At 53.9% G+C, this 20,295-nt stretch carries 21 protein-coding genes and 1 tRNA gene; 8 read left to right on the top strand and 14 right to left on the bottom strand.

Annotation, left to right across the window (positions count from 1 at the left end):
- The first annotated feature begins 627 nt into the window (after positions 1-627).
- Positions 628-1,239 (top strand): WYL domain-containing protein, encoded by a 612-nt coding sequence (locus tag ACYQ15_RS05870; protein ID WP_459936592.1) that lies wholly within the window; start codon positions 628-630, stop codon positions 1,237-1,239.
- Positions 1,240-1,441: 202 nt separating this feature from the next.
- Here the strand turns inward: ACYQ15_RS05870 and ACYQ15_RS05865 are convergent.
- From ACYQ15_RS05865 to ACYQ15_RS05835, 7 genes are all read right to left on the bottom strand, one after another.
- A tRNA-Leu gene (locus tag ACYQ15_RS05865) sits at positions 1,442-1,528 on the bottom strand.
- Positions 1,529-1,734: 206 nt separating this feature from the next.
- Positions 1,735-2,187: a ribose 5-phosphate isomerase B gene (gene rpiB / locus ACYQ15_RS05860; protein WP_459936591.1), complete on the bottom strand. Its 453-nt coding sequence runs from the start codon at positions 2,185-2,187 to the stop codon at positions 1,735-1,737.
- Positions 2,188-2,313: 126 nt separating this feature from the next.
- Positions 2,314-2,676 carry a hypothetical protein gene (locus tag ACYQ15_RS05855; RefSeq protein WP_459936590.1) on the bottom strand — a complete coding sequence of 121 codons (363 nt, stop codon included), beginning with the start codon at positions 2,674-2,676 and terminating at the stop codon, positions 2,314-2,316.
- A 59-nt stretch (positions 2,677-2,735) separates the two neighbouring features.
- The gene (locus tag ACYQ15_RS05850) at positions 2,736-3,542 is read right to left on the bottom strand and encodes a hypothetical protein (RefSeq protein WP_459936589.1); all 807 of its coding nucleotides are present in this window, start codon (positions 3,540-3,542) and stop codon (positions 2,736-2,738) included.
- Positions 3,539-5,245, bottom strand: coding sequence for a tetratricopeptide repeat protein (locus ACYQ15_RS05845; RefSeq protein ID WP_459936588.1), 1,707 nt, complete (start codon positions 5,243-5,245; stop codon positions 3,539-3,541). The genes ACYQ15_RS05850 and ACYQ15_RS05845 overlap by 4 nt, the downstream gene beginning before the upstream one ends.
- Positions 5,246-5,317: 72 nt before the next feature.
- Complete coding sequence (locus ACYQ15_RS05840; protein WP_459936587.1) at positions 5,318-6,094, bottom strand: HD domain-containing protein; 777 nt, start codon at positions 6,092-6,094, stop codon at positions 5,318-5,320.
- Complete coding sequence (locus ACYQ15_RS05835) at positions 6,078-7,136, bottom strand: RNA polymerase factor sigma-32 (RefSeq protein ID WP_459936586.1); 1,059 nt, start codon at positions 7,134-7,136, stop codon at positions 6,078-6,080. The genes ACYQ15_RS05840 and ACYQ15_RS05835 overlap by 17 nt, the downstream gene beginning before the upstream one ends.
- Positions 7,137-7,674: 538 nt before the next feature.
- Between ACYQ15_RS05835 and ACYQ15_RS05830 the strand changes: the two genes are divergently transcribed.
- The 7 genes from ACYQ15_RS05830 to ACYQ15_RS05800 all read left to right on the top strand — a co-directional run bounded on the left by ACYQ15_RS05830 (position 7,675) and on the right by ACYQ15_RS05800 (position 14,285).
- On the top strand, positions 7,675-10,128 hold the full coding sequence (locus tag ACYQ15_RS05830) for a homocysteine S-methyltransferase family protein (RefSeq protein ID WP_459936585.1): 2,454 nt from the start codon (positions 7,675-7,677) through the stop codon (positions 10,126-10,128).
- A 107-nt stretch (positions 10,129-10,235) separates the two neighbouring features.
- Complete coding sequence (locus tag ACYQ15_RS05825) at positions 10,236-10,706, top strand: TlpA family protein disulfide reductase (protein ID WP_459936584.1); 471 nt, start codon at positions 10,236-10,238, stop codon at positions 10,704-10,706.
- Positions 10,703-11,176, top strand: a complete 474-nt coding sequence (locus ACYQ15_RS05820) for an N-acetyltransferase (protein ID WP_459936583.1) — start codon at positions 10,703-10,705, stop codon at positions 11,174-11,176. Before ACYQ15_RS05825 ends, ACYQ15_RS05820 begins: the two co-directional genes overlap by 4 nt.
- A gap of 24 nt (positions 11,177-11,200) precedes the next feature.
- A complete protein-coding gene (gene hpt, locus ACYQ15_RS05815; protein WP_459936582.1) occupies positions 11,201-11,761 on the top strand; it encodes a hypoxanthine phosphoribosyltransferase in 561 nt (186 codons plus the stop codon).
- The gene (locus ACYQ15_RS05810; RefSeq protein WP_459936581.1) at positions 11,758-12,597 is read left to right on the top strand and encodes a DUF3426 domain-containing protein; all 840 of its coding nucleotides are present in this window, start codon (positions 11,758-11,760) and stop codon (positions 12,595-12,597) included. The genes hpt and ACYQ15_RS05810 overlap by 4 nt, the downstream gene beginning before the upstream one ends.
- A gap of 44 nt (positions 12,598-12,641) precedes the next feature.
- Positions 12,642-13,979 carry a DNA repair protein RadA gene (gene radA / locus ACYQ15_RS05805; RefSeq protein WP_459936580.1) on the top strand — a complete coding sequence of 446 codons (1,338 nt, stop codon included), beginning with the start codon at positions 12,642-12,644 and terminating at the stop codon, positions 13,977-13,979.
- Positions 13,980-14,120: 141 nt separating this feature from the next.
- Entirely contained in the window at positions 14,121-14,285 is a 165-nt protein-coding gene (locus ACYQ15_RS05800; protein WP_459936579.1) for a hypothetical protein, read from the top strand.
- 468 nt (positions 14,286-14,753) lie between these two features.
- Here the strand turns inward: ACYQ15_RS05800 and ACYQ15_RS05795 are convergent, their stop codons facing one another.
- The 7 genes from ACYQ15_RS05795 to ACYQ15_RS05765 all read right to left on the bottom strand — a co-directional run bounded on the left by ACYQ15_RS05795 (position 14,754) and on the right by ACYQ15_RS05765 (position 20,295).
- The gene (locus ACYQ15_RS05795) at positions 14,754-15,137 is read right to left on the bottom strand and encodes a glycosyltransferase (RefSeq protein ID WP_459936578.1); all 384 of its coding nucleotides are present in this window, start codon (positions 15,135-15,137) and stop codon (positions 14,754-14,756) included.
- The gene (locus ACYQ15_RS05790) at positions 15,109-15,657 is read right to left on the bottom strand and encodes a hypothetical protein (RefSeq protein WP_459936577.1); all 549 of its coding nucleotides are present in this window, start codon (positions 15,655-15,657) and stop codon (positions 15,109-15,111) included. Before ACYQ15_RS05790 ends, ACYQ15_RS05795 begins: the two co-directional genes overlap by 29 nt.
- 20 nt (positions 15,658-15,677) lie before the next feature.
- Complete coding sequence (locus ACYQ15_RS05785; protein WP_459936576.1) at positions 15,678-17,576, bottom strand: O-linked N-acetylglucosamine transferase, SPINDLY family protein; 1,899 nt, start codon at positions 17,574-17,576, stop codon at positions 15,678-15,680.
- Between the two features lie 78 nt (positions 17,577-17,654).
- Positions 17,655-17,798 (bottom strand): tetratricopeptide repeat protein, encoded by a 144-nt coding sequence (locus ACYQ15_RS05780; protein WP_459936575.1) that lies wholly within the window; start codon positions 17,796-17,798, stop codon positions 17,655-17,657.
- 248 nt (positions 17,799-18,046) lie between these two features.
- Positions 18,047-19,015, bottom strand: coding sequence for a glycosyltransferase family 2 protein (locus ACYQ15_RS05775; RefSeq protein ID WP_459936574.1), 969 nt, complete (start codon positions 19,013-19,015; stop codon positions 18,047-18,049).
- 40 nt (positions 19,016-19,055) lie between these two features.
- Positions 19,056-19,739 (bottom strand): hypothetical protein, encoded by a 684-nt coding sequence (locus ACYQ15_RS05770; protein WP_459936573.1) that lies wholly within the window; start codon positions 19,737-19,739, stop codon positions 19,056-19,058.
- Between the two features lie 217 nt (positions 19,740-19,956).
- A complete protein-coding gene (locus ACYQ15_RS05765; RefSeq protein WP_459936572.1) occupies positions 19,957-20,295 on the bottom strand; it encodes a hypothetical protein in 339 nt (112 codons plus the stop codon).

Here is a 20,295-nt window from a genome sequence, read left to right as displayed (position 1 = left end):
CACACGGGGAAAGACCCTTGAATGGAATATGTTCCCTGTGCCCCGTGATCCCCGTGGTTGAATCTTCCAGCGGTGTCGGTTGCTTTCTCAAATATCGATAGTGTTATGAACCTGATCGGTTTGTGGAAGAGCAGATCCACGACGCAGCGAATGCCGCACCTTGAATAGAGCGGGTGCAGGAACTATCGCACAGCTTTTTGCTCCATACGCTTGATCTTTTTGAAAAGGATTGATTGATCAGGATTTTTCAACGTTCAGTTGTAGGGGGACCATGCGGCCTTGGAGAAAATCAGGAGGGTTATGCAATAATCATGCGAAAATATTACTTTTTAAATATCACTTGAAATCAATATGATGGATGAAGTCCTGGGGAAGTCCCTGAAGCAAAAATCATCAAGTCTGTAAAATTTTTCGAATAATTGAGGCTGCAAATGTAAAGATTCCCGACAACATCCTGATTATCCGAAGGAATCGCATAATAACGTTGCCGCGGACAAGACATGACCTGACCTGACCCCGCATTCCTTGCCATGACCGGGATGATCCGTTTGGATCAGGAAATTGGAGAACGCTTCGAACGTTTCGACAGCCGGACCGGTCAAAGCCATGAGGTTGAATGTGGAGCAGGTGTTTCAAATTATCAATCCAGGTTGTTCAAAGCATCCCTTCACGGCAGCGATCCAAAAGCTCTTCCTGTGCATTCGGGAGAAGGTTGTCTGCACCGTCGCTTACCAGGCCTCACCAGCTTCACCGGAGAAATGCCACAGCTTTGCGCCATTGCGCATGGTTTCCTACCGCGAAGCCTTGTATGTCAGCGGGTTCAAGGTGCCGCACGAGGGCAGGCCGGAAATCGTCAACCCCATGACCCTGTGCGTGCATCGGATCAAGGATGTCGTTCCGACCATCCGGGTACATGATCACCATGCGGATCAGGCCAATGACGGATACTTCGGATTCCAGCGCGAAACCCCTTTCCGCGTGACAGTCAGGTTCAGCCCCGAGGTGGCAAACTATGTTCTGGAACGCACCTGGAGCGAGGATCAGAAGTGCACCCAACGCAAGAACGGTTCAGTGGTGCTGGAATTCACCGCCCAGAGCAGACCAGAGGTGGTCTCCTGGGTGCTGGGCTTCGGCGGCCATGCGGAATTGATCAAGCCGAAGGACGTGAAAGAGGATATCATGAAGGAAGTCACGCGAATGTATGCCATTTACCCATTGGCGGGACAGGGAATCGAGTAGCAAGTCCACAATCAGACGTCGAAACAGGAGAACTCTTCATGGGCGCAATGACCGCACAAATCCTGATCGGTTCCGGCCATCCCAACCACGACGGCATCGGGCTGAGTCACTATCTTTTTCTTTCAGAAAACAGCAGGCCAGCCTGGTTGCTGGTGGAACGAAAAAGGGTTTACGATTTTATTCGTAAACCCTTGATATTTCTTGGTGCCGGGGGTCGGAATCGAACCGACACGGAGTTGCCCCCGCTGGATTTTGAGTCCAGTGCGTCTACCAGTTTCACCACCCCGGCCAAAAGATCATTCTATACTCTGGGTCAAAGTTTGCTGTCAAGGATGGAAGAACTGTTTTTTGGAGGAGCGGTGAAGTTCTGTTTCCCAATCGGCAACTGTGGGATCAAGTCGAGTCGGCGAAGTAATGAGAAGCCATGGTGCTATCCCGGTTCCGGCAACTTGGCGATGAGGGGGAGGGCCATGGTCATGGGGGGAGTCCAATTGGCTACTGATGCAGTGAGCTGAGGGCTTCCAGTTGGTCAATGCGTCGTTGATGGCGTTCGCCTTCGAATTCCGTGGACAGAAAAACGGAAACAATGCTTTTTGCCAGTTCACTTCCCAAGACTCTTGAGCCGAGGCAGAGCACATTGGCATTGTTATGGGCTCTGGTCATTCTGGCCAGAAATTCATTGGTGCACAGTGCCGCGCGGATACCAGGGAAGCGATTGGCGGCCATGCTCATGCCAAGACCGGTACCGCAAATCAGGATGCCGGGGTTGTGCGTGTCGAGCACCACTCGGCACAATTCGCCGGCCATAAGGGGGTAATCGCAGGAATCGGCCGAGAACGGCCCGATGTCGTGCACGGCATATCCCAGTTCTTGAATATGATCCGTCATGATTTTTTTGAACTCAAAACCGGCATGGTCTGAGCCGATGACGATGGTTCGGATGTTCATGTGTATGACCTTATGGGATGTTCAGTTTGTGATGAAGGGTGGTGGTGATTTTGCAGGCAAATGAAACCAGACTGCCTTCAAAAGCGATTATATGTTTATCCGGAGAACTGACGTCATGACTTTGAATCACGACAGGTGCCACTTGCGAACACGACGGCGGACATACTCCTGGCGCTCGTCTCGGAGCTGATCCGTCAAGAAGGCGATTTCATCCAGCAAGAAAGAGATCTGCTTGATGGCCAGTTCTTTATCATCAAAGATATCCAGTGCGTCTCCGGCCTTGGCAATTTCCAGGTCCGAGGCGGCCGCCTCGATCATGCCCAGGGTGTGATATTCCTGGTGAAGTCGCTTGCGCAGTTGCGAGATCTCCAAGTTGCGCAACGAGCGAATAAAAATCCATTTGAATTCGCTTCCCAGGACCCTGAATCCGAGCAAGAGGTCGGTATGTGCCGAGATACCATAAAAATGCGACTTGGCCGGGTGGTTCATGCATTTTCTCCGTTCACTTGTTCCGTCTGAGCTCATTGTGTTGATGGGTGAAGCGTGCTTCAGCGGGATAAATTGAAAAGTTGCGTCCCGGGCGGCAATTCCAGTCGAAGATCGTTGTCCTGCCAGGGATCGACATCGAGATCCAGACGCTGAACGCGAACCACGGCGGACTGGTCTCCCTGATACAGGCTGATGCGTCTTGGAAGGCGACGGAATTCTTCCGTCCACTGGTCAATATCGACAACCCATCCGGTCGGTGTTTCCTGACGAATGGTCAAGGGGTGGCCATCCGGAGTGAGGTGGATGGATATGCTCATGTCGTTGATGGAATAGGAGAACTTCAGGTTGCCGCCGGTACTCAGGACATACTCGTACTCCGGTGAAACGACGGTTTGCCAGCAACCGACGAGCAACTGGGCCAGCGCGTTCAGACGCAGGGGCATGAACAAACCCATTTCCCGGGCTCCATCCTGGACGGAATCGGCAAAATAGGCCTCACTGCCTGTGGGCGAATATCCAACCCAGCCTGAATCGTCTTCCCGCCAGTGAGCCAGCATGGCGCCCACGCCGGCTCTGATATCGAGCCGGATTGGAAAATCGGTGCGGCCCCACATGGAGAGCACGAAACGGGATTGCTGGTCCGGAGAAGCATAATTGACGCTGGCTCGCAGCGAGAAGTCCCGCGGGGCGCAGTTCGCGACGTATTGCTCAAGGAACCGCTCCCAGATCAGATCAGCCTGTTCAGGAGCGATATCCAAGGGAACCAGGGTTTTGGGCGCACATCCTCCTGCCAGTACCCCGAGCAGAACGCAGCACCCGAAGAAGCAATGAAGCCATGACCTGGAACGAAAACTGGCAGTGATCATAACTCCTTCAGCTTGCTTTGGATCTCGTCCGGATGTTTTGTCTGAAAACGCAGGGCGTTGTTGTAGCCTTTGCGGGCCTGATCCTTTTTGCCTTTGGCCGCGGCAATGTCTCCGTAGTGTTCCCATATGATCGGATCATCGGCCATGATTTCCACGGCGGAGCGGATATGCCGCCACGCCTCTTCCAGGTTGCCCATCTTGTAGTGCACCCAAGCGAGGGAGTCGATGATGTGCCCGCTGCCGGGCTTGAGTTTCAGCGCGTTTTCAATGAGCACCAAGGCTCGTTCCAGCTCGCGACCTTCCAAGGCCAGGGTATAGCCGATAAAGTTCAACGCTTCGGCATGATTTGGATCCAGAGCGATGATCTCCTCCATGGTCCGCAAGGCTTCCTCTCGGTGCCCCACCTGTTCCTGAAGATATCCCAGGCGATAAAGAACGTCCGTATCACCAGGCCATTTTCGGCGGGCTTCTTCCAGCAACTTGGAAGCCTGGAGCATCTTGTCTTCACCAATCAATATTTCCGCTTCCAGCAGAAGAAAATCGCTCATGTTCGGAAAAAGCGCCCGGCCTTCCCGGGCCAGTTGACGAGCCTCGTCGGTGCGTTCCATTTGCAGGAGCAGGTAGCCTTGAAAACTGAGCGCTCTGGAATAATGCGGATGATCTTCCGGAATCCTTCCCAGGTAGACCAGGGCTTGCTCCGGATCGCTCTCGCCCTCATAGGCAATCAATGCGCGGTAGAAGTCCGCTTCCGGCGGACCGTCGTCATGGACGTCGAGCAGGGTTTTGGCTTCCTGGAACAGGTTTTCACCAATGAAAATCAGGGCCGCCTCCAGGACAAACGACTCTCGATCGGATTGGCTCAGGGCCAGGGAAAGGGCTTGTTCCGGTTGGTTCAGGGTCACATTGACCTGAACCATGCGCAGCAGAATGTCGTCCGCGTCGGGGCGCAGTTCAAGAATACGTCGATACGTCTCCTCGGCACGAACAAGATCGCCTTCGGTCTCATACAGAAATGCCAGTTCCGCCAGGGCCTCGAGAAAATACGGATCCTGATCCAACGCAAGCAGGAGTTGTTCCTCGGTCTGGCGGGTCAAGCCAAGTCCGGCATTGCTTTTGGCCAATAAAAAGCGGATCTCGGCCGTACGCTCGGATTCGGGTATGGCCGACAGGATGTCCGCGGCATGGGCATATCGGGCATACTGCAGCAGCAGGGCCGCCATGTTCCGGCGCATCTGCCAGTCATTGGGGGAAAGTTGCAGATACTGCTCCATGATCGCGATGGCTTCTTCGGCCATGTTGTCGGCAAGATAGGCGTTGACCAGGGCCGAAGACAGGATCTGGTCAGCCGGAAAAACCAGCAGGGCGCTGCGCAAGACCTGTCTGGCCTCGGCGGTTTTGCCTTCACGCCAGTAGGAATTGGCCAGTTCCATGGCCAAAAAAGGATTGGGTTCCAGGGTCATGGCCAGCTGGAGAGCATACCGTGCACCTTCCTGATCTCCCCGGCGTTCCAGCTCCTGTGCCCGCAGGTAGGCGAAAGCAGCCTGGGCGGAGGAGGTCAGCTCGAGTTCCGGCTCGGATATCTGCGCGGTCAGCAATGGTTCAGGGGCGTAATCAATCCTGGGAGCGCAGGCGGCCATGAAAACGAAGCAGGCGAGGCATACCGGAACCCGGAAAAAGCGAAACATGGGAAGAGTGTTGAACACCGAAAAAAATCCTTGTTGAAGAAGGAGCAAAGCGGGATTGAAGGGCGATTGTTTGTGGCGGCTTTTGGTCTTTTATGTCCGCGCCGTGGTTTCGCCCCTGTCCGGGGAAGGAACATGATGCTGCAGAATGGTGTAAAGACGGTTCCCGAGCTGAATTCCAAGCTCGATGAATTCAGGACCGAAGGTTCGTCCGACTTCTGTGCGAAAGGTGTTGGCTATGGCGCGGATTCGCTCCACTCCGGCTGGGAATTTGCTAAGAATTTCACGCAGACACCATTCTTCGTAGTCGCAAATCTCCCACAATGTCGTTCCGAAATTGTCCGGACCCCACCGAAACTTGTCCGCGTCATACAATGCGGAAGCGATAATTTCCTCCATGGGATCGTCCGTGGCTTCCTTGGGCCGAAAGGCCTCGTGGCTGCGGATGGAGAACGCGACCATGCTCTTGTCCCTATCCGCCAACGGATAATCGTGCAGAATGCGCAGCGCCAGTTCCGCCCCACGAAAGGCGTGTTCCGGTTCAAGGCGACATATATCGTGCATCAGGCCGCCAAGTTGCGCCAACATGCAAAGATGGCGGGCCTGGTTCATGCCAAAGGGCTGGGCCTCAGCCAGGGTGATGGCCCCGGCCTCCAGGGCCACCTTCTTGGCATGATCAATGCCGTGTCCGTACTCGTCGCTGAGAAAGGGCAAGACGTCCTCGCAGCAACGGACGACAAGAGGATGATCGAAGAATAGTTCCTTGGAAAAAGCCAGCTCGGCTGAAAATCGTTCATAAAATAGTGGTTGCGACTGAATGCCGACCAGGTTTTTTGCTTCCTGCCGTACGAGTTCAAGTTCTTTCAACATGCTCTCCCGGTCCTTTTCTGCTGGGAATCTCAAGTTTTTGAGTAAAATTGTCGCGGATTTTTTCGATCAGCCGGGCTTCAATCTGGCGTACTCGTTCCCGCGTGATACTGTACTTTTCACCGATTTCCCGAAGCGTGACGGGCTCCTCGTTCATCAAGCGCTGCTCCAGGACATCGCGCTCCTTGGCGTTGAGCTGGGGAATCATTTCCTTGATCTGGTCCTTGAGGATGTGGATCATTTCTTCCTCAGCCAGAAGATCATCCACGGGAGTGGTCAACGCCGGGAGCATGTCCATCCGGGACATGCTCGTATCCTCCGAGAAGGGGGCGTCCAGGGAAAGGTCTGAGCTTCCGAGCCGTTGGTCCATCTCCGTGATGTCCTGTTCGCTGACATTGAGGCTTTTGGAGAGGGAACTGGCATTGACGTCGAAGCCCTGGTTCTGCAGTCGCTGGCGTTCCTTGCTCAGGTTGTAAAAGAGCTTGCGCTGGGCCTGGGTCGTGCCGACCTTGACCATGCGCCAGTTGTCCATGATGAACTTGAGGATATAGGCCTTGATCCAGAAGGATGCATAATAGGAAAACTTGATCCCGCGGTCGGGATCAAATTTCTGGACGGCCTTCATCAGGCCGACATTTCCTTCCTGGATCAGGTCCAGGATGTTCTGCATCCAGCCACGCTGGAAATCCATGGCAATCCGGACTACCAGGCGCAGGTGGGAAGAGATGAGCCGGAATGCTGCTTTGGTGTCGTTGTTCTCCCGATACTGATGGATCAAGGTGAATTCTTCATTCGGCTTAAGCATTGGGAATTTATTGACTTCACGCAGATACAATTGCAAAGAGTCCCGGATTGCCGGTGAAGAAGTCTTGGAGAAGTCGATGGGCCCTGGGACGTCGACAGGTTCATTGTCCGAGTCCAGGGATTCATCGGGATCTTCGGCCAGGATATCCTCGGATTCCTCTTGCAGGAATTCTTCTGAACTTTCCGTAACAAGTTCTTTCGAATCCTGGTCGGAGCGAATATTTTTATTTTCATCAACCATGACGTGTACCGTTTTTTCCTTGATAAAGCTGAGTCGGGTTGCTTGCGGTGGTGTCTCGGTGGATGCAGTCTCATACGAACCTCACCCGGGGGCGCCCGCGAATGCCAATTGCTCGGATCTACCCGTTACCTCAAACGGGCAGAGAGTTTGCGGCGAGGCTGACCCTCCAAATGATCGATGCATTCATAAGCCACGGCGAGTTGCACAGTGAGTTGCCGTGCGAACGGTATTCGTGCATGTGGCAGGAGTGCGGTGGACAAAGTCTCGCGGTATGATCATGGATCTTATATTTTTTATTTGTCCTTTTCAATGTTTTTCAGTAAGTCCTCGTTTTGCAGGTTTTCCTGTGTTTTGGCACCTTTCAGCACAGAAGGGCCAGGGCAGATTTGTTCTCCCGGCTTGTTCGCCCGGGTTTGGCCGGATTGAAACTTCCTCGCAGGCCTCGCAACCGCAAGCCGTTGCGCTATCATTTTCTGATTTTATTGAGATTCTCAACGTCCAACAACCATAACCACCAGCGTAGCTGGAGCAAGACAACATGAACGACAAGGTTCGGTCCTTGATCCGGGACAACAACATTCTTGTGTTTGACGGAGCCATGGGAACCCAGTTGCAGGATCGCGGCCTGCAACCGGGGCAATCTCCGGAAGAGTTCGGCGACCGGCATCCAGAATTGATCGCCGCCATTCATGCGGATTATCTGCAGGCCGGAGCCATGTTCCTGACCACGAACACCTTTGGCGGAACCAGCTTCAAGTTGCCTCACTCCCTGGAACCCCAGGCCTTTAACCGCAAAATGGCCGAGGTGGCCCGGGGCGTGGCGGGAAGCAGGGGGTTCGTGGCCGGCAGTGTGGGGCCCACAGGCGAACTGCTGGCTCCGCTGGGCAAGGCCGGTTTCACGGAACTGGTGGATGCCTTCGCCCGCCAGATTTCCGGTCTGGCCCAGGGTGGTGCGGACTTGATCCTTGTCGAGACCCAGTTTGATCTCGGGGAGATTCGGGCCGCGGTGGTTGCCGCACGTAGGGTTTGCAATCTGCCCGTGGCCGTTTCCATGACCTTCGAGTCCGGTACCAGCCTGACCGGCACCTCGCCGCTGACGTTTCTGGATACCATGCAGAACCTCGGCGTAGACCTGATCGGCACCAATTGCAGTCTCGGGCCGGAAGGCCTGGAGGAAATCGTTCGGGCCATGTTGCCGCGGGCGAGAACACCTCTTTTGGTCCAACCCAATGCCGGCCTGCCGATTCTGGAGGACGGGCGAACGGTCTTCCCCCTGCAACCGCAAGAATTTGCCGAACGGATGAGACGGTTTCCGGCGCTGGGCGTTCAAGGAGTCGGCGGTTGCTGCGGCACCAGTCCGGCGCATGTCCGGGCCATGGTCGAGGCCTTACGGGATGTACGCATTTCACTTCAGTCGCCGACATCCAATCCGGATATGGTGCTCACCTCCCGATCAACGTCGGTCTGTATCGGCCTTGATGAACCGGTGGTCATCATCGGCGAGCGGATCAATCCCACGGGCAAGAAACAGCTGACGGCCCAGTTTCAAGCCGGTGAGCAGTCCCTGGCCATGGAAATGGCCGGGCAGCAAATAGCGCAAGGGGCCGGAATACTGGACGTCAATGTCGGGGCGCCCATGGTCGTAGAGGAGAACTTGCTGCCGGAGCTGGTTTCAAGGCTGGCCGCACGCTTTCCGGCTCCTTTGAGCATTGACTCCAGCAAGGCGGAAGCCATCGGCGCAGCGCTGGAATGCTATCCAGGCTCGGCCCTGGTCAATTCCATCAGCGGAGAAACCGGCCGCATGGAAAGCCTGGGGCCGCTTTGCAAGATGTTTGGCGCACCCTTTGTTCTTCTGCCGCTGGCCGGCCGGGACTTACCGGAAACGTCCAACCAGCGATTGAAAATCGTCGAATCCCTGCTCCGTAAAGCCGAGGATCTGGGAATCCCGCGGCATTTGATCCTGGTGGACGCCTTGGCCTTGACCGTGTCCTCCAAGCCGGAATCCGCGAAACACTGCCTGCAGACCATTCGTTCCTGCCGGGAGGAGTGGAATCTGCCCACGGTGGTCGGGCTGTCGAACATATCCTTCGGCCTGCCGGCAAGGGAATTGCTGAACAGCACCTTTCTGACCATGGCCATGTCCCACGGGCTTTGTGCCGTCATTGCCCACCCCGGGGCGCGGCGGGTCAAGGAGGCCCTTGCAGCCGGGGAGGTTCTGCTGGCCCGGGACCCGCAGGCCAAGGCGTTCGTGCGGAATTATTCGGGTTGGACGGCCGGCGACGGTTCAACCACGGGCAAGGCGGACAGCAGCATCGTGAGCGCCGGAGCCCCGCGAAAGGAAGTCGGAACCTTGGGCGAGGCAGTCATCCAGGGAGAAAAGGAACATATCCTGGAGCTGCTGGAACAGGCCCTGAACAATGGAGACCGAGCCGGCGAGCTGCTGGACCAGCATTTGATCCCGGCAATCATGGAAGTCGGGCGGCGCTATGAGAGTCGGGAGTTCTTTCTGCCGCAATTGATACTCTCAGCGGAAACCATGCAGAAGGCCTTTGATCGATTGACGCCTCTGCTCCAGGAACAGGCCGGCAACGCAAAGAGAGCGTCCATCGTCATGGCCACGGTGGAAGGCGATATTCATGACATCGGCAAGAATATCGTCTGCCTGATGCTGCGCAACATGGGTTATGAAGTGCACGATTTGGGCAAGGACGTCCCGGCTCGAACCATTGTTCAGGCAGCCAGGGAAAAGCAGGCCGGCCTGATCGGCTTGTCCGCGCTGATGACCACGACCATGGTCCGCATGGAGGACACTGTCCAACTGGTGCGGGAATTTGGAATCAAGGCCAAGGTCATGGTCGGCGGAGCCGTGGTAACCCAACGATTTGCCGATATGATCGGTGCTGACGGATATGCTCCTGACGCCGTTGCGGCAGTCCGCGTTGCCGCGCGGCTCCTGGAAGAGACCATCCAAGACCAGGCTGCTGCCTCGTGACTTTACCGCAAGGTGTGATTAATCTTCAGGGTGCCGGGCAATGAACATCTCTGAATCGATTCATGTCGCGCCGGCAAATCGGCGACATGATTATTGGTGGATATAATATGAAAAAACTATTGATTTGCATCCTGCTGCTTTTTGGCGTGCTCCTCTGCCCGCGGCCAAGTTTGGCTCAGTCTCTGCCGATAATGGATCTGTCGGACTACAAGCAATTCCTGGAGAAAAACAAGGGGAAGGTGATTGTTGTTGATTTCTGGGCAACGTGGTGCGGCCCCTGTCGCAAAAAGCTGCCGGAATTGAAAAAATGCCGTGACGCATTTACCACTGAGGATCTAACCCTGATCGGCATTTCCCTGGACTTCAATCCCGATACATTGGCGACTTTTTTGCAAAACAATCCTCTCAATTACCCGGTCTATCTGGCTGAGGAAAATTTGGCCGAGCAGCTGGGAGTACAGACCATCCCCATGTTGTTCATTTATGATGTCGCCGGACAGTTGCAAATCGTGGAAGAGGGGCTGACACCCCATGATACGCTGTGCCAAAATATTGACAATCTCTCAGCCGTTCCATGACCGCATCTTCCGGCATCTATATTCGCAAGGCCCGCATCCAGGATGTTCGCACCATCCACGCCCTGCTCATGGATTGTTCCAAGCAGGGCTTGCTGTTGCCTCGGTCCTACAATCAGCTCTACAGCCATCTGCGGGATTTTTTCGTGCTGGCCCAGGATCAGGGAGCAATTCTGGGATGCTGCGCGCTCAGCATCACCTGGGATGATCTGGCTGAGGTCCGCTCTCTGGCCGTGGCGCCCGAATGTCGCAGTCAGGGTTGGGGACGCAGACTCGTGGAGGCCTGCCTGAGCGACGCCATCACCCTGGGCATTTTTCGCGTCTTCACCCTGACCTATCAGGCTCACTTTTTTGAGCGGCTCGGGTTCCAGGTGGTCAGCAAGGACAATCTGCCGCAAAAGGTCTGGGCTGACTGTCTGCACTGCCCCAAGTTTCCGGATTGCGACGAAATCGCCATGAGCATTGAAATGTAACGTTAATCGAGCAACGAGCGCATCATGACTCCATCCAAGCACATGATAATCAGCAGTGAAGCTATTGCCGCCCGGGTCAAGGAACTTGGAGCGGCCATCTCCGAGCAATATGGCAATGAACCTCTGGTCATGGTTTGCGTGCTCAAGGGAGCCTTTATTTTCTTTGCCGATCTGGTACGCACCTTGTCCATTGAACCGGAAGTGGATTTTGTGCGTTTGGCGAGCTATGGCGGACAAACCACCCGTAAAGGCCGCATCCTCTTTACCAAGGATATGGAATTGCCGGTTCACGACAAACATGTGCTTGTCGTGGACGACATTGTGGATACCGGTCATTCCGCGCGGTATCTGTTGAACGTTCTGCGGATGCGCGGGGCAAAAAGCCTGCGCGTCTGTGCTCTGGTAGACAAGCATCAGCGCCGGGAAGTCGACGTGACTGTCGATTTTCCGGGCTTCACCCTCTTTGATGGGTTCGTAATTGGTTATGGATTGGACCATGCGGAGCGTTATAGACATTTGCCCGCGGTTTATACCCTCAACGAAGCGAAACCGGCCCCAGAGGCAACCAGAGAGGAAGCACAATGATCGTAACCTGCCCCAATTGCGATACAAAATATAATCTCGATGCTGCCGTGCTCGGAACCGATGGGGCAAAAGTACGCTGCATCCGCTGCAGCCATATTTTTTTCGCCACCCCGCCGTCGGACCACGAATCAGAGCCGGACCATCATCTTGATGCCGAATTCGATTGGCTCAAGGATATTGACGAGCCAGGCATTGGCGGCAAGAAGACCAAAACCGGTGGGGCAGCCTCGGACTCCCATTCTTCAGATATTTCTCTGGAGATCCAGACTTCGGAAGAACCGAAAAGCAGGGCGCTGACGCTGGTTTTCGTCGCACTGGGGATTGTGATCATCGGCCTTGGAGTTTTGTTGTTTTCGCGCCAGGATGGTCAGAATATTTTTGCTTCCTGGTTCGGGACCCCGCCCGCCGAAGAGGCGCGGACGCCGGAGGTGCTCGGACCGGACCAGGTTCACCTGATATCCTTGCAAAATGTCCGTCAGTACTTCGTGTCCAACGAAAAAATTGGTCAGTTGTTTGTCATTGAAGGAAAGGCGCGCAATGATTTTCCCATTCCCATGGAACTTTTCAAGATCGAAGCCACGCTTTTCGACGAGGAAGGGCATGTGGTGGAGCGCAAGGAGTTTCTGGCAGGGAATTCGGTTTCGCTTTTTCAGCTTCAGATTCTCTCTGAACAGGAGCTGGAAGCAGCTCTTCAGGCCAGAGTCGGCATCCTGAGCAACAATACGAACTTGCGTCCCGGCATGGATGTGCAGTTCATGGTTGTCTTTCCCAATCCGCCGGAAACTGTTCAGGAGTATGGGCTGAAAGTCATTGAAGCCCGGCATCCGCCACAGTAGCCGGCCGTGACGGCAGCTTTTCGCGGCCGGATATCGACACCTTCATGAAGCCTCGCCAAATCGCCTACGTCTGTTCTGCCTGCGGAGCCGAAACTCCCCGGTGGCAAGGTCAATGCCCCCAGTGCAAGGGATGGAACTCCCTCCGGGAGGCGGCAAAAAGCGCTCCCGTGAAGCCGGGGCATATTCCGAGCTTCAAGCCCGTCAGCCTGACGGATGAAGCCGAAGCCGCAGCTGAGTCCTGGAAAACCGGTCTGCCGGGGTTGGATGAACTCCTGGGAAATGGGCTGATGCCTGGCGCCTCCATGTTGCTGGGAGGGGAGCCGGGTATCGGCAAATCCACCCTGTTATTGCAGTTGGCCGCCCAGGCCGCCAAGGCCGGGCGGCAGGTCGTCTATGTTTCCGGGGAGGAATCCCTGGGCCAGATCAAGTCCAGGGCCCAGCGTCTGGGTTCGGTTGCGGCGCTTCTGAAGGCATTGAGCACCAATCGCCTGGAGGACGTGCTTCCTCTGGTGCTGCAGTCCGATGCGCCGGCATTGCTGGTGGTGGATTCCATCCAGACCATCTCCTCGGATGAATCCGACGGCCTGCCAGGCAGCGTCAGCCAGGTGCGCACCGTGGCCACGCGGCTGGTTGAAGCCTGCAAGGGGCATGGGGTCTGCCTGATCCTGGTCGGACACGTGACCAAGGATGGCTCCATTGCCGGACCAAAGCTCCTCGAACACATGGTGGATACGGTGCTTTCCCTGGAAGGCGACCGCCAACACATGTTCCGATTGCTTCGCGTGTCGAAGAACCGCTTCGGTCCCAGCAACGAGCTGCTGGTTTTTCAGATGGAGCAGCAGGGGCTGACCGTGGTGCCGGATCCCTCGGAGTACTTTCTGGGGGATCGGGACGCCAGCTTGAGCGGAGCGGCCCTGGTCATGGCTCTGGACGGCTATCGCCCCTTTGCCGTGGAGGTCCAGGCCCTGGCCACCAAGAGTTTCCTGCCCATGCCCCGCAGGACGGTGCTCGGCTTCGACGCCAACCGTCTGCACCTGCTGCTTGCCGTTCTGGAAAAGCGCCTGCGCCTGCCTTTGGGACAATTCGACATTTACACGAAAATCGGCGGCGGTCTTCGCCTGCAGGACCCAGGACTCGATCTCGGAGTCGTGGCCGCCGTGCTTTCCTCCTTCCTGGACAAGCCCTTGCCGGAACGCGCCGTGCTCTGGGGCGAGGTCGATCTGAACGGCCAAATCCGCCCCGTCCTGGCCCAGGACGTCCGCAAACGTCAAGCCGACCGTCTCGGCTACACCCCCATCCTCACACCTCGCGGCGCGGACAACCCGAAAGGCCTGGGCAATGTGCAAGAGCTGGCAAGGACGTTGTTCGGGAGCGTGGGGTAGGTTTCCATGCACATTTGCATGTTTTCGCTCGTAGTGTGCCACTCTCATCGGCAAACCTTTGTTGAAAACGGTGCAGGGTTATCGATTTCACTATACCGGAAGGGAAGTGTATGCCTCTCCTGAGAGCAAAAGCAGGATTATATGTTGTTTATCGTAAAGGTCGACTGGAACGTCAAGGGGTTGCAACCTGCTCTGAAAATAGTCAAGCAAAGCGGCAGCAGAATGATCATTGCCGGAGATTTTCTTGATCCCATATTTCATGAAAGGGAACTCCATCGTCAACTGTTGAAGAAAACGAATTCTTAGCCCTGTTGGCGGGCAGGAGAAAGCGCGTATTCCGACAGATGCCAAGGCTTTGATGTTTCCGTCACCCTGGCCGGAACCATTTGGGTTGGTTTCCACCGAGGTGAATAGTCAGCGGGACCTCTGTCCTTGAGACAATGAACGGAACGCTTCCAGAAGTTTCATTGTTCATGGAAAATCAGGGTTTCTGGCTCAAAAACCGTCACAGCAATTGAGCAACTGGGCATGATTGAGACGATTCAACCAAAATTTGCCGGAATCATGTCCTGAGGAACTTTACCAGTACCAGAATGGCTGAAAGATACCTGCGTTTATATTCTCAAGCCATTTCGCGCTTCAACTACAGTTGATTCAACATATAACGGCTGTATATGAGTTTGCGGATGGTTTCAGTGGAAATCTGACGCCTATTGCGGAGCGAACTATGGAATGAGGTATTTGCAGCACTTAACGATATAAAAGAATGCAATATCATGTATTGCCTATTGCACCCCAAAAGGATGTCAAGGCTGCGCGTGATAATTCAGGACTGTATCGCATAGCCGTTTTTCTTCCCTGCTGGAGATAGTTTTGTTCTCCTTTTCGGACAATGATTTTACAGGCTTCATCCAGGCGCCTAGCCGCTTGAAGCAGATCACCCTGTCGACACCAGAGTCCGTTTTTGTCTGTGGCATACTCCTGTCCTCCATAATTGGAGAAACCGACCACGAGACAACCTGAAGACATCGCTTCAAGGGCTGGCAGGCCAAATCCCTCAATGGTGCCCAGATAGAAAGATGGCCGATTCACCAAGTATTTTCCGCGAGTCTCGTGGAATTTTCGTGGGCTATCTCCTGAAATGCGAATAGTGATCATATTTTCCGGTCTTTTGGACATTTTCGATAACGAATCGATATTGTTCCGGAGCCTTGTACGGAATATACGCCACGGTGTATTTTTTCTTTCGTGGTTTGAACATTTTACCGTCAACCGAATTTGGAACAAGGACGCCGTTGATTCCTGTAACGGAAAAAAGTGTTTCCTGGATAACCTTGGAACAGCAGATGACATGGTCCGGAGGACAGTCCTTCCAATCCCGAAGCGAAGTGTTTTCAAAAAGTCCCGCAAGGCTTTGGATAAACAAGCATTTTCGAGATGTGATTTTATTCAGTTCCTTCAGATCATTCCCCTCTGGAAAAACAACAGCGTCCTCTTTGCCGATCAGTAAGTCATTCTGGGTGATGATCGGCACGTCAATGTCAGCATAGACATTGCTTTGATGTACGATATGTGCCTTGAATCCATGCGCATTAAGCCAGAATACATGAAGATATATTCTGTGGACACCGCCGCATGGCGAGTCTATCTCGGGACAAAAGTAATATATGTTATTCATTATTGATGTTCATCAGTATATTAAGATGTTTTTTCGCGATCTCTGAGCATTTTGTTAAAAGCAGCGATCAAGAACATCATGAATTTTTTCTTATTGCATAATTCCGAATGCAAGAATTTGGATCGCAACTCTGAACGCGCCTTTATAAATTCAGTGCTCTTCGTTGAGTAGCGAACAGCTTTCGCAATGTATTCATCCAGTGAGTGACAGATCGCATCTTTGATCCCCGCAGCATGAAGAATGGAGTAACCCATTCGACTGACCATCGTCTCGCCAACCAGCGTTAAAACCGGAACTCCCATGAGCATGGAGTCGCACGTAATTGTTCCTCCATTGTAGGGAAAAGGGTCAAGGCACAGATCAACACGTTTGAAGGAGGCCAGATATTGGTGATGCGGGCTCGTGCCTTCGAAAAACAACCGTTCTTCGGGCACGCCATTGTCCTTGAAAAGACGTATGAATCTTTGTGAAACGCTTGGATCAGAGAACGCCCTGGCTTTCAGGAACAGTCGAGAAGTCGCTGAAGCACGCAGGATTTTGGACCAAACACTGATCACCTTTGGTCCAAGTTTTTGAGCCTCGTTGAAACAGCCAAAGGTGAAGGGTTTGCCTTCAAGGCAAGGGGCTGTCTTCGCCGGACAAGGAGCGTGATCCGGCGGAGTGTAGCAAAAAAAACTGCCCGGAAGACGTATTATTTTTTCCGTGAACCAATGATCTTCCCCCAGTGGACAACATCGTTCATCAGCTATCAGGTAGTCCATGGCGGGAACACCCGTAGTGTTGAAGTATCCCAGCCATACTGCCTGAACGGAAGCTGCGCGATGCGCCATCAGCGGTAAACGGTTTCGGGCCGTATGTCCTGAAAGGTCGACGAGTATGTCGAGCTTTTGACGACGGATCAGATTCAGGGCTGCCTCGTCGTTCAGTTCAGTGATTTCAAAAACATCCACTCCCACAACCTTGAGGCGTTCTGCAACTTGCGCATCCACCGGTGCATTGCAGAAAATCATGGTTGTGCTTTGAGTCGGGTCATGACATTCCAAAAGTGGCAAGATGAAAGTGCTGACCGCATGGCCACTGAAATCGGCAGACATGTAGCCCAACCGCAAAGGTGTCTCATCTTTTGCCGACACGATGGGCCAAGGGGCGGGATGATGTTGCCGGCTTCCGTATTCCTTGGCTTTTTCTAAATAATATTGGCGAGAAATATCCAGGCAAAGATTCATGGCCAAAAGGTAGTTGCTGTGTACGGCCGGATTGTGGTTGGAGGCGATGGTTGCCTTGCGATACGCTTCCAGAGCCTCGTCAATGCGCCCCATCTCCTGAAGCACGACGGCCATGTTGTTCAGGTTCTGGGAGCTTCGCGGGTCAAATTCCACAACCTTTGAGTACCATGCAACAGCTTCCTCGCGTTTTCCGGCTGCATGGGCCTGATCGGCTAGCCGCTCCAGCGCTCTGGTCAAACCCGCCCGTGCCGGATGAAACGTCGGATCACAGCGCAAAGCCTGCTGGTAGTAGGCTGCCGCTTTCTGAAGATAACCAGAACCTTTGTATGCTTGTGCGATATTCGAGAGCAGTGGAGGTGATTCCGGATTAAATGCCAGGGCATGATTAAGAAGTTCCAGGCCTATGGCATATTTGCCCTGCTGGCTGTATAAAACGCCCAGCAGGTGGACGACATCCGGATTGCGCGGCTGGAAAACGAAGGTGAGGAGATATTTTTCGCGAGCCAGAGGCAAATCGCCATTCATATGGGATTGATGCGCCTTTTGTAAACATTCGTTCCTGAAATCCGTGAGTCGACTTTCAAGTGATTGTGGCGCCTGAATCCCAAGATCGTTTTGCAACACAATATAAAGTAAACGGTTCACGAGATCTGTCGCAACCCGATCAATGTTTCTCAGGTTGATCATGGTCATGAACATCTTCCTCATGTCGTACTTCCCCGGTTCCTGGTTGGTTGATATCGTTTGCCGGTGGTTGATATCGTTTGCCGGTTATTCGCACGATGCGTTGCCGAGATTAGCCCACAACCTGGCATCATTTGGCGAATGTTTCAAAGCCTCGATGTACTGGTCCACGGCCTCATGAAACTTGCCGCTCCTGAACAAGGCGTCCGCATGATCGAGGGAATTTTGCATAATCCTGTCAGGCTTTCCAGTACGAAATCCGGGCTTGTAAGGGCTCAATCGAAGAACCAACCGACGATAGACATTGATGGATCATCTATTGCGCTGAGGATCCATAGAATGAGAAGTCGAACGACTCTGTGGCGGAGGGATTCAAGGAGTTTGCGACATGTTGCAGGATGCCATTTTGTTCGAGCGGCCTGAACACCTGCAGGACTTCATTCCATGCCGTGCTGCCGTTTCCCTGAAATTTGCCATTTTCAATCAGGTGACCGAGACCGCGAAGATCCTGAAAAAAATGGGAAAGCAACAGGTGGTGTGACTTGAAACAATTCCTTCATCGAGGTCAGGAAGAAAACCCTGTCGGCAAGAGGTTCGTCGATGCCCAATAGCGATGCTTGATCCATGAGGTGGAGAAAGACGTGGGACATGTACAAAAACTCGATATAGATGAGAGCAGGATCTTTGTTGTTCAAGACGTGATTGATGCGGTGCAGCATTTCCTGCATGAACAAAACCACGCATACTTCCATCGACGAACTTTTTTTCAGTTTCCCCATCTCATGATCGGCAAACCAAGCCCATTGTCTCATGATCAACGCATTCAGCGAAAGTTTGCGGACTTGTGTTGCCTGAAGATTCGGAGGGGCATACAGAAGATAGCCCATCTGGCGAAGCTTTTTGCAAAAGTGATGATCCTCATGCGTTCTGTGCCGGTATTCGCTCAATCCGCCACTTTCCCTCCAAATCTTTTTGCGAAGAAACCAGATCCCGCCGGTCAGAAAGTCCATCGAACCGGATTGTGGATGACCATGGAACATCCTGAGGTATCGTCCGGTCAAACTGTTGCCGGCGTTACAGACAATGGAACTTCCGATTAGCCCGATATCTTTCCGAGCCGCGTATGGCAGGCATGATTCAAGCCAATCCGCGGGTAGACGGATATCGCAATCCATCGACAAGACATACTCTCCTTGAGCAGCCGTAATGCCGGCATTCTTTGCTGCCGCGCAACCAAAGTTTGTCTGATGTCGTAGGATACGAAACGGGATGTGGCCTGAGGTCGTCTCGGCATCAATTCCGAAGGCTGGTTCGGATCCGTCGTCCACGATGATGATTTCTGAGGGTTTGACTGTCCAGCCCTGAAGAGTTGCCAACAATTCGCGCACCAGACGGGCGTCATTATAAGTATAGGTACAAAGGCTGATCCGTGGCAATTCAACGTGCATGGTGGGACGTGAGGAGTTTTTGCAATGACTTCCGGATGCATCACCTGCACTCAGGCCTGACTTCCCAGCCATTGTTCCATTGCCCGACATGCATGGCCAGATCGCATGCAAGGAGGGTCATGATGGAATAGACTGGTTCCACGGGCATACGGCGGGTGTGGTGGGCGATGATGAAGTCGCGGCGGGGTTGGGGTTCCATGCGCCCGGAGTGTTCCATGATCCAGATTCGCTGACCGCCTTCCACCTCGAAGATTTCCGTGAACAGGCTGATTGCCGTGGTGCCTCTGGACCCCCCGCTCAGAAAGTAGGGAATCTCCGCGCGAATGATGAGGTCCACATCCAGGGCTCGAGCTCGGGCCAGAGCTCGAGGCAGCCCGGGCCACGGAGTTTCCTCCTCGTAGACAAGCGTTGGAAACACCAGGGCCTGGTTCCAGGTTTGCCAGAATATGCGCCCCAGAGCGCGTCCAAGAACAAGAGGATTGTCGACAGGTTGGGTGACACGGGGAGGATAGAGGATCGCGGAAAGAGGTGCTGCCGGCGTGTTCGTGGGATAAAGAGAAATGACCGGAGCATTACGGAATACCGGTGCGTCGGTGGTGACCTCCTGAGGGCCGATTCGCGGCTCCCAGTAATCGCCCACTCGCTCGACATAACCGCAACCAGAGAGCATCAGCCCCAGGAGCGGGACCAGGATCAGTGCAACAAGTATAAAGAGTGAGCGCATGCTGAAGCTTTTCCCTGATGGCCAACCAGTCCAAAGTCTACCACAACTGATCTTTATCGGTCGGTTCATTCTGACTGTGATCAACATGTCATGCGGTCAGTGAATAAGTTCCTGAGCGAATCAATCGCCTTGAGGTGTTCATGAATGTAAACTGTACAGGTCACTGTTACTGGCACTGGATGCTGCCGGGGACATAATGTCTTTTGCGTTACAAGCATCATTGAGGCAAGGGGGATGCAGTCGGCGCCTCCTTGACTGCCTCCAGGAGATGCTCTCGTGATTCAATAAGGTTTTCCCGCAACTGGATTCTTTTTTCGGTTGAAACCAGACGGAAGTTCGGGCGCTCGATAATTTTTTCCAGTATTTTCATTTCCTGTTCGATTTTCAGCAGTCTGTCCCTGTGTTTGGGTTCGTTCACCCAGAAACGATTTACGGCTTCAGCCAGAGCCCGGACTTCCCTGGAAAGATCCAGCAGCGCCTCGGGTTTGGTTTGCCTGGAGATTTCGTGGTTTTCCCTGTAGGCGGACCATTTATTCTTCAACCAGGAAATGAACAT

The organism is Desulfonatronum parangueonense, assembly GCF_054656975.1.
This window is presented reverse-complemented; position numbering and strand designations above follow the sequence as displayed.

Coding starts and splice junctions, on each gene's coding strand:
- ACYQ15_RS05770 (WP_459936573.1), bottom strand. CDS start 19,739: ATGCGCTCACTCTTTATACTTGTTGCACTGATCCTGGTCCCGCTCCTG.
- ACYQ15_RS05830 (WP_459936585.1), top strand. CDS start 7,675: ATGAACGACAAGGTTCGGTCCTTGATCCGGGACAACAACATTCTTGTG.
- ACYQ15_RS05775 (WP_459936574.1), bottom strand. CDS start 19,015: ATGCACGTTGAATTGCCACGGATCAGCCTTTGTACCTATACTTATAAT.
- ACYQ15_RS05785 (WP_459936576.1), bottom strand. CDS start 17,576: ATGACCATGATCAACCTGAGAAACATTGATCGGGTTGCGACAGATCTC.
- ACYQ15_RS05850 (WP_459936589.1), bottom strand. CDS start 3,542: ATGATCACTGCCAGTTTTCGTTCCAGGTCATGGCTTCATTGCTTCTTC.
- ACYQ15_RS05795 (WP_459936578.1), bottom strand. CDS start 15,137: ATGATCACTATTCGCATTTCAGGAGATAGCCCACGAAAATTCCACGAG.
- ACYQ15_RS05825 (WP_459936584.1), top strand. CDS start 10,236: ATGAAAAAACTATTGATTTGCATCCTGCTGCTTTTTGGCGTGCTCCTC.
- ACYQ15_RS05820 (WP_459936583.1), top strand. CDS start 10,703: ATGACCGCATCTTCCGGCATCTATATTCGCAAGGCCCGCATCCAGGAT.
- ACYQ15_RS05780 (WP_459936575.1), bottom strand. CDS start 17,798: ATGCAAAATTCCCTCGATCATGCGGACGCCTTGTTCAGGAGCGGCAAG.
- rpiB (WP_459936591.1), bottom strand. CDS start 2,187: ATGAACATCCGAACCATCGTCATCGGCTCAGACCATGCCGGTTTTGAG.
- ACYQ15_RS05810 (WP_459936581.1), top strand. CDS start 11,758: ATGATCGTAACCTGCCCCAATTGCGATACAAAATATAATCTCGATGCT.
- ACYQ15_RS05765 (WP_459936572.1), bottom strand. CDS start 20,295: ATGTTCATTTCCTGGTTGAAGAATAAATGGTCCGCCTACAGGGAAAAC.
- ACYQ15_RS05835 (WP_459936586.1), bottom strand. CDS start 7,136: ATGGTTGATGAAAATAAAAATATTCGCTCCGACCAGGATTCGAAAGAA.
- radA (WP_459936580.1), top strand. CDS start 12,642: ATGAAGCCTCGCCAAATCGCCTACGTCTGTTCTGCCTGCGGAGCCGAA.
- ACYQ15_RS05790 (WP_459936577.1), bottom strand. CDS start 15,657: ATGAATAACATATATTACTTTTGTCCCGAGATAGACTCGCCATGCGGC.
- hpt (WP_459936582.1), top strand. CDS start 11,201: ATGACTCCATCCAAGCACATGATAATCAGCAGTGAAGCTATTGCCGCC.
- ACYQ15_RS05800 (WP_459936579.1), top strand. CDS start 14,121: ATGTTGTTTATCGTAAAGGTCGACTGGAACGTCAAGGGGTTGCAACCT.
- ACYQ15_RS05855 (WP_459936590.1), bottom strand. CDS start 2,676: ATGAACCACCCGGCCAAGTCGCATTTTTATGGTATCTCGGCACATACC.
- ACYQ15_RS05840 (WP_459936587.1), bottom strand. CDS start 6,094: ATGTTGAAAGAACTTGAACTCGTACGGCAGGAAGCAAAAAACCTGGTC.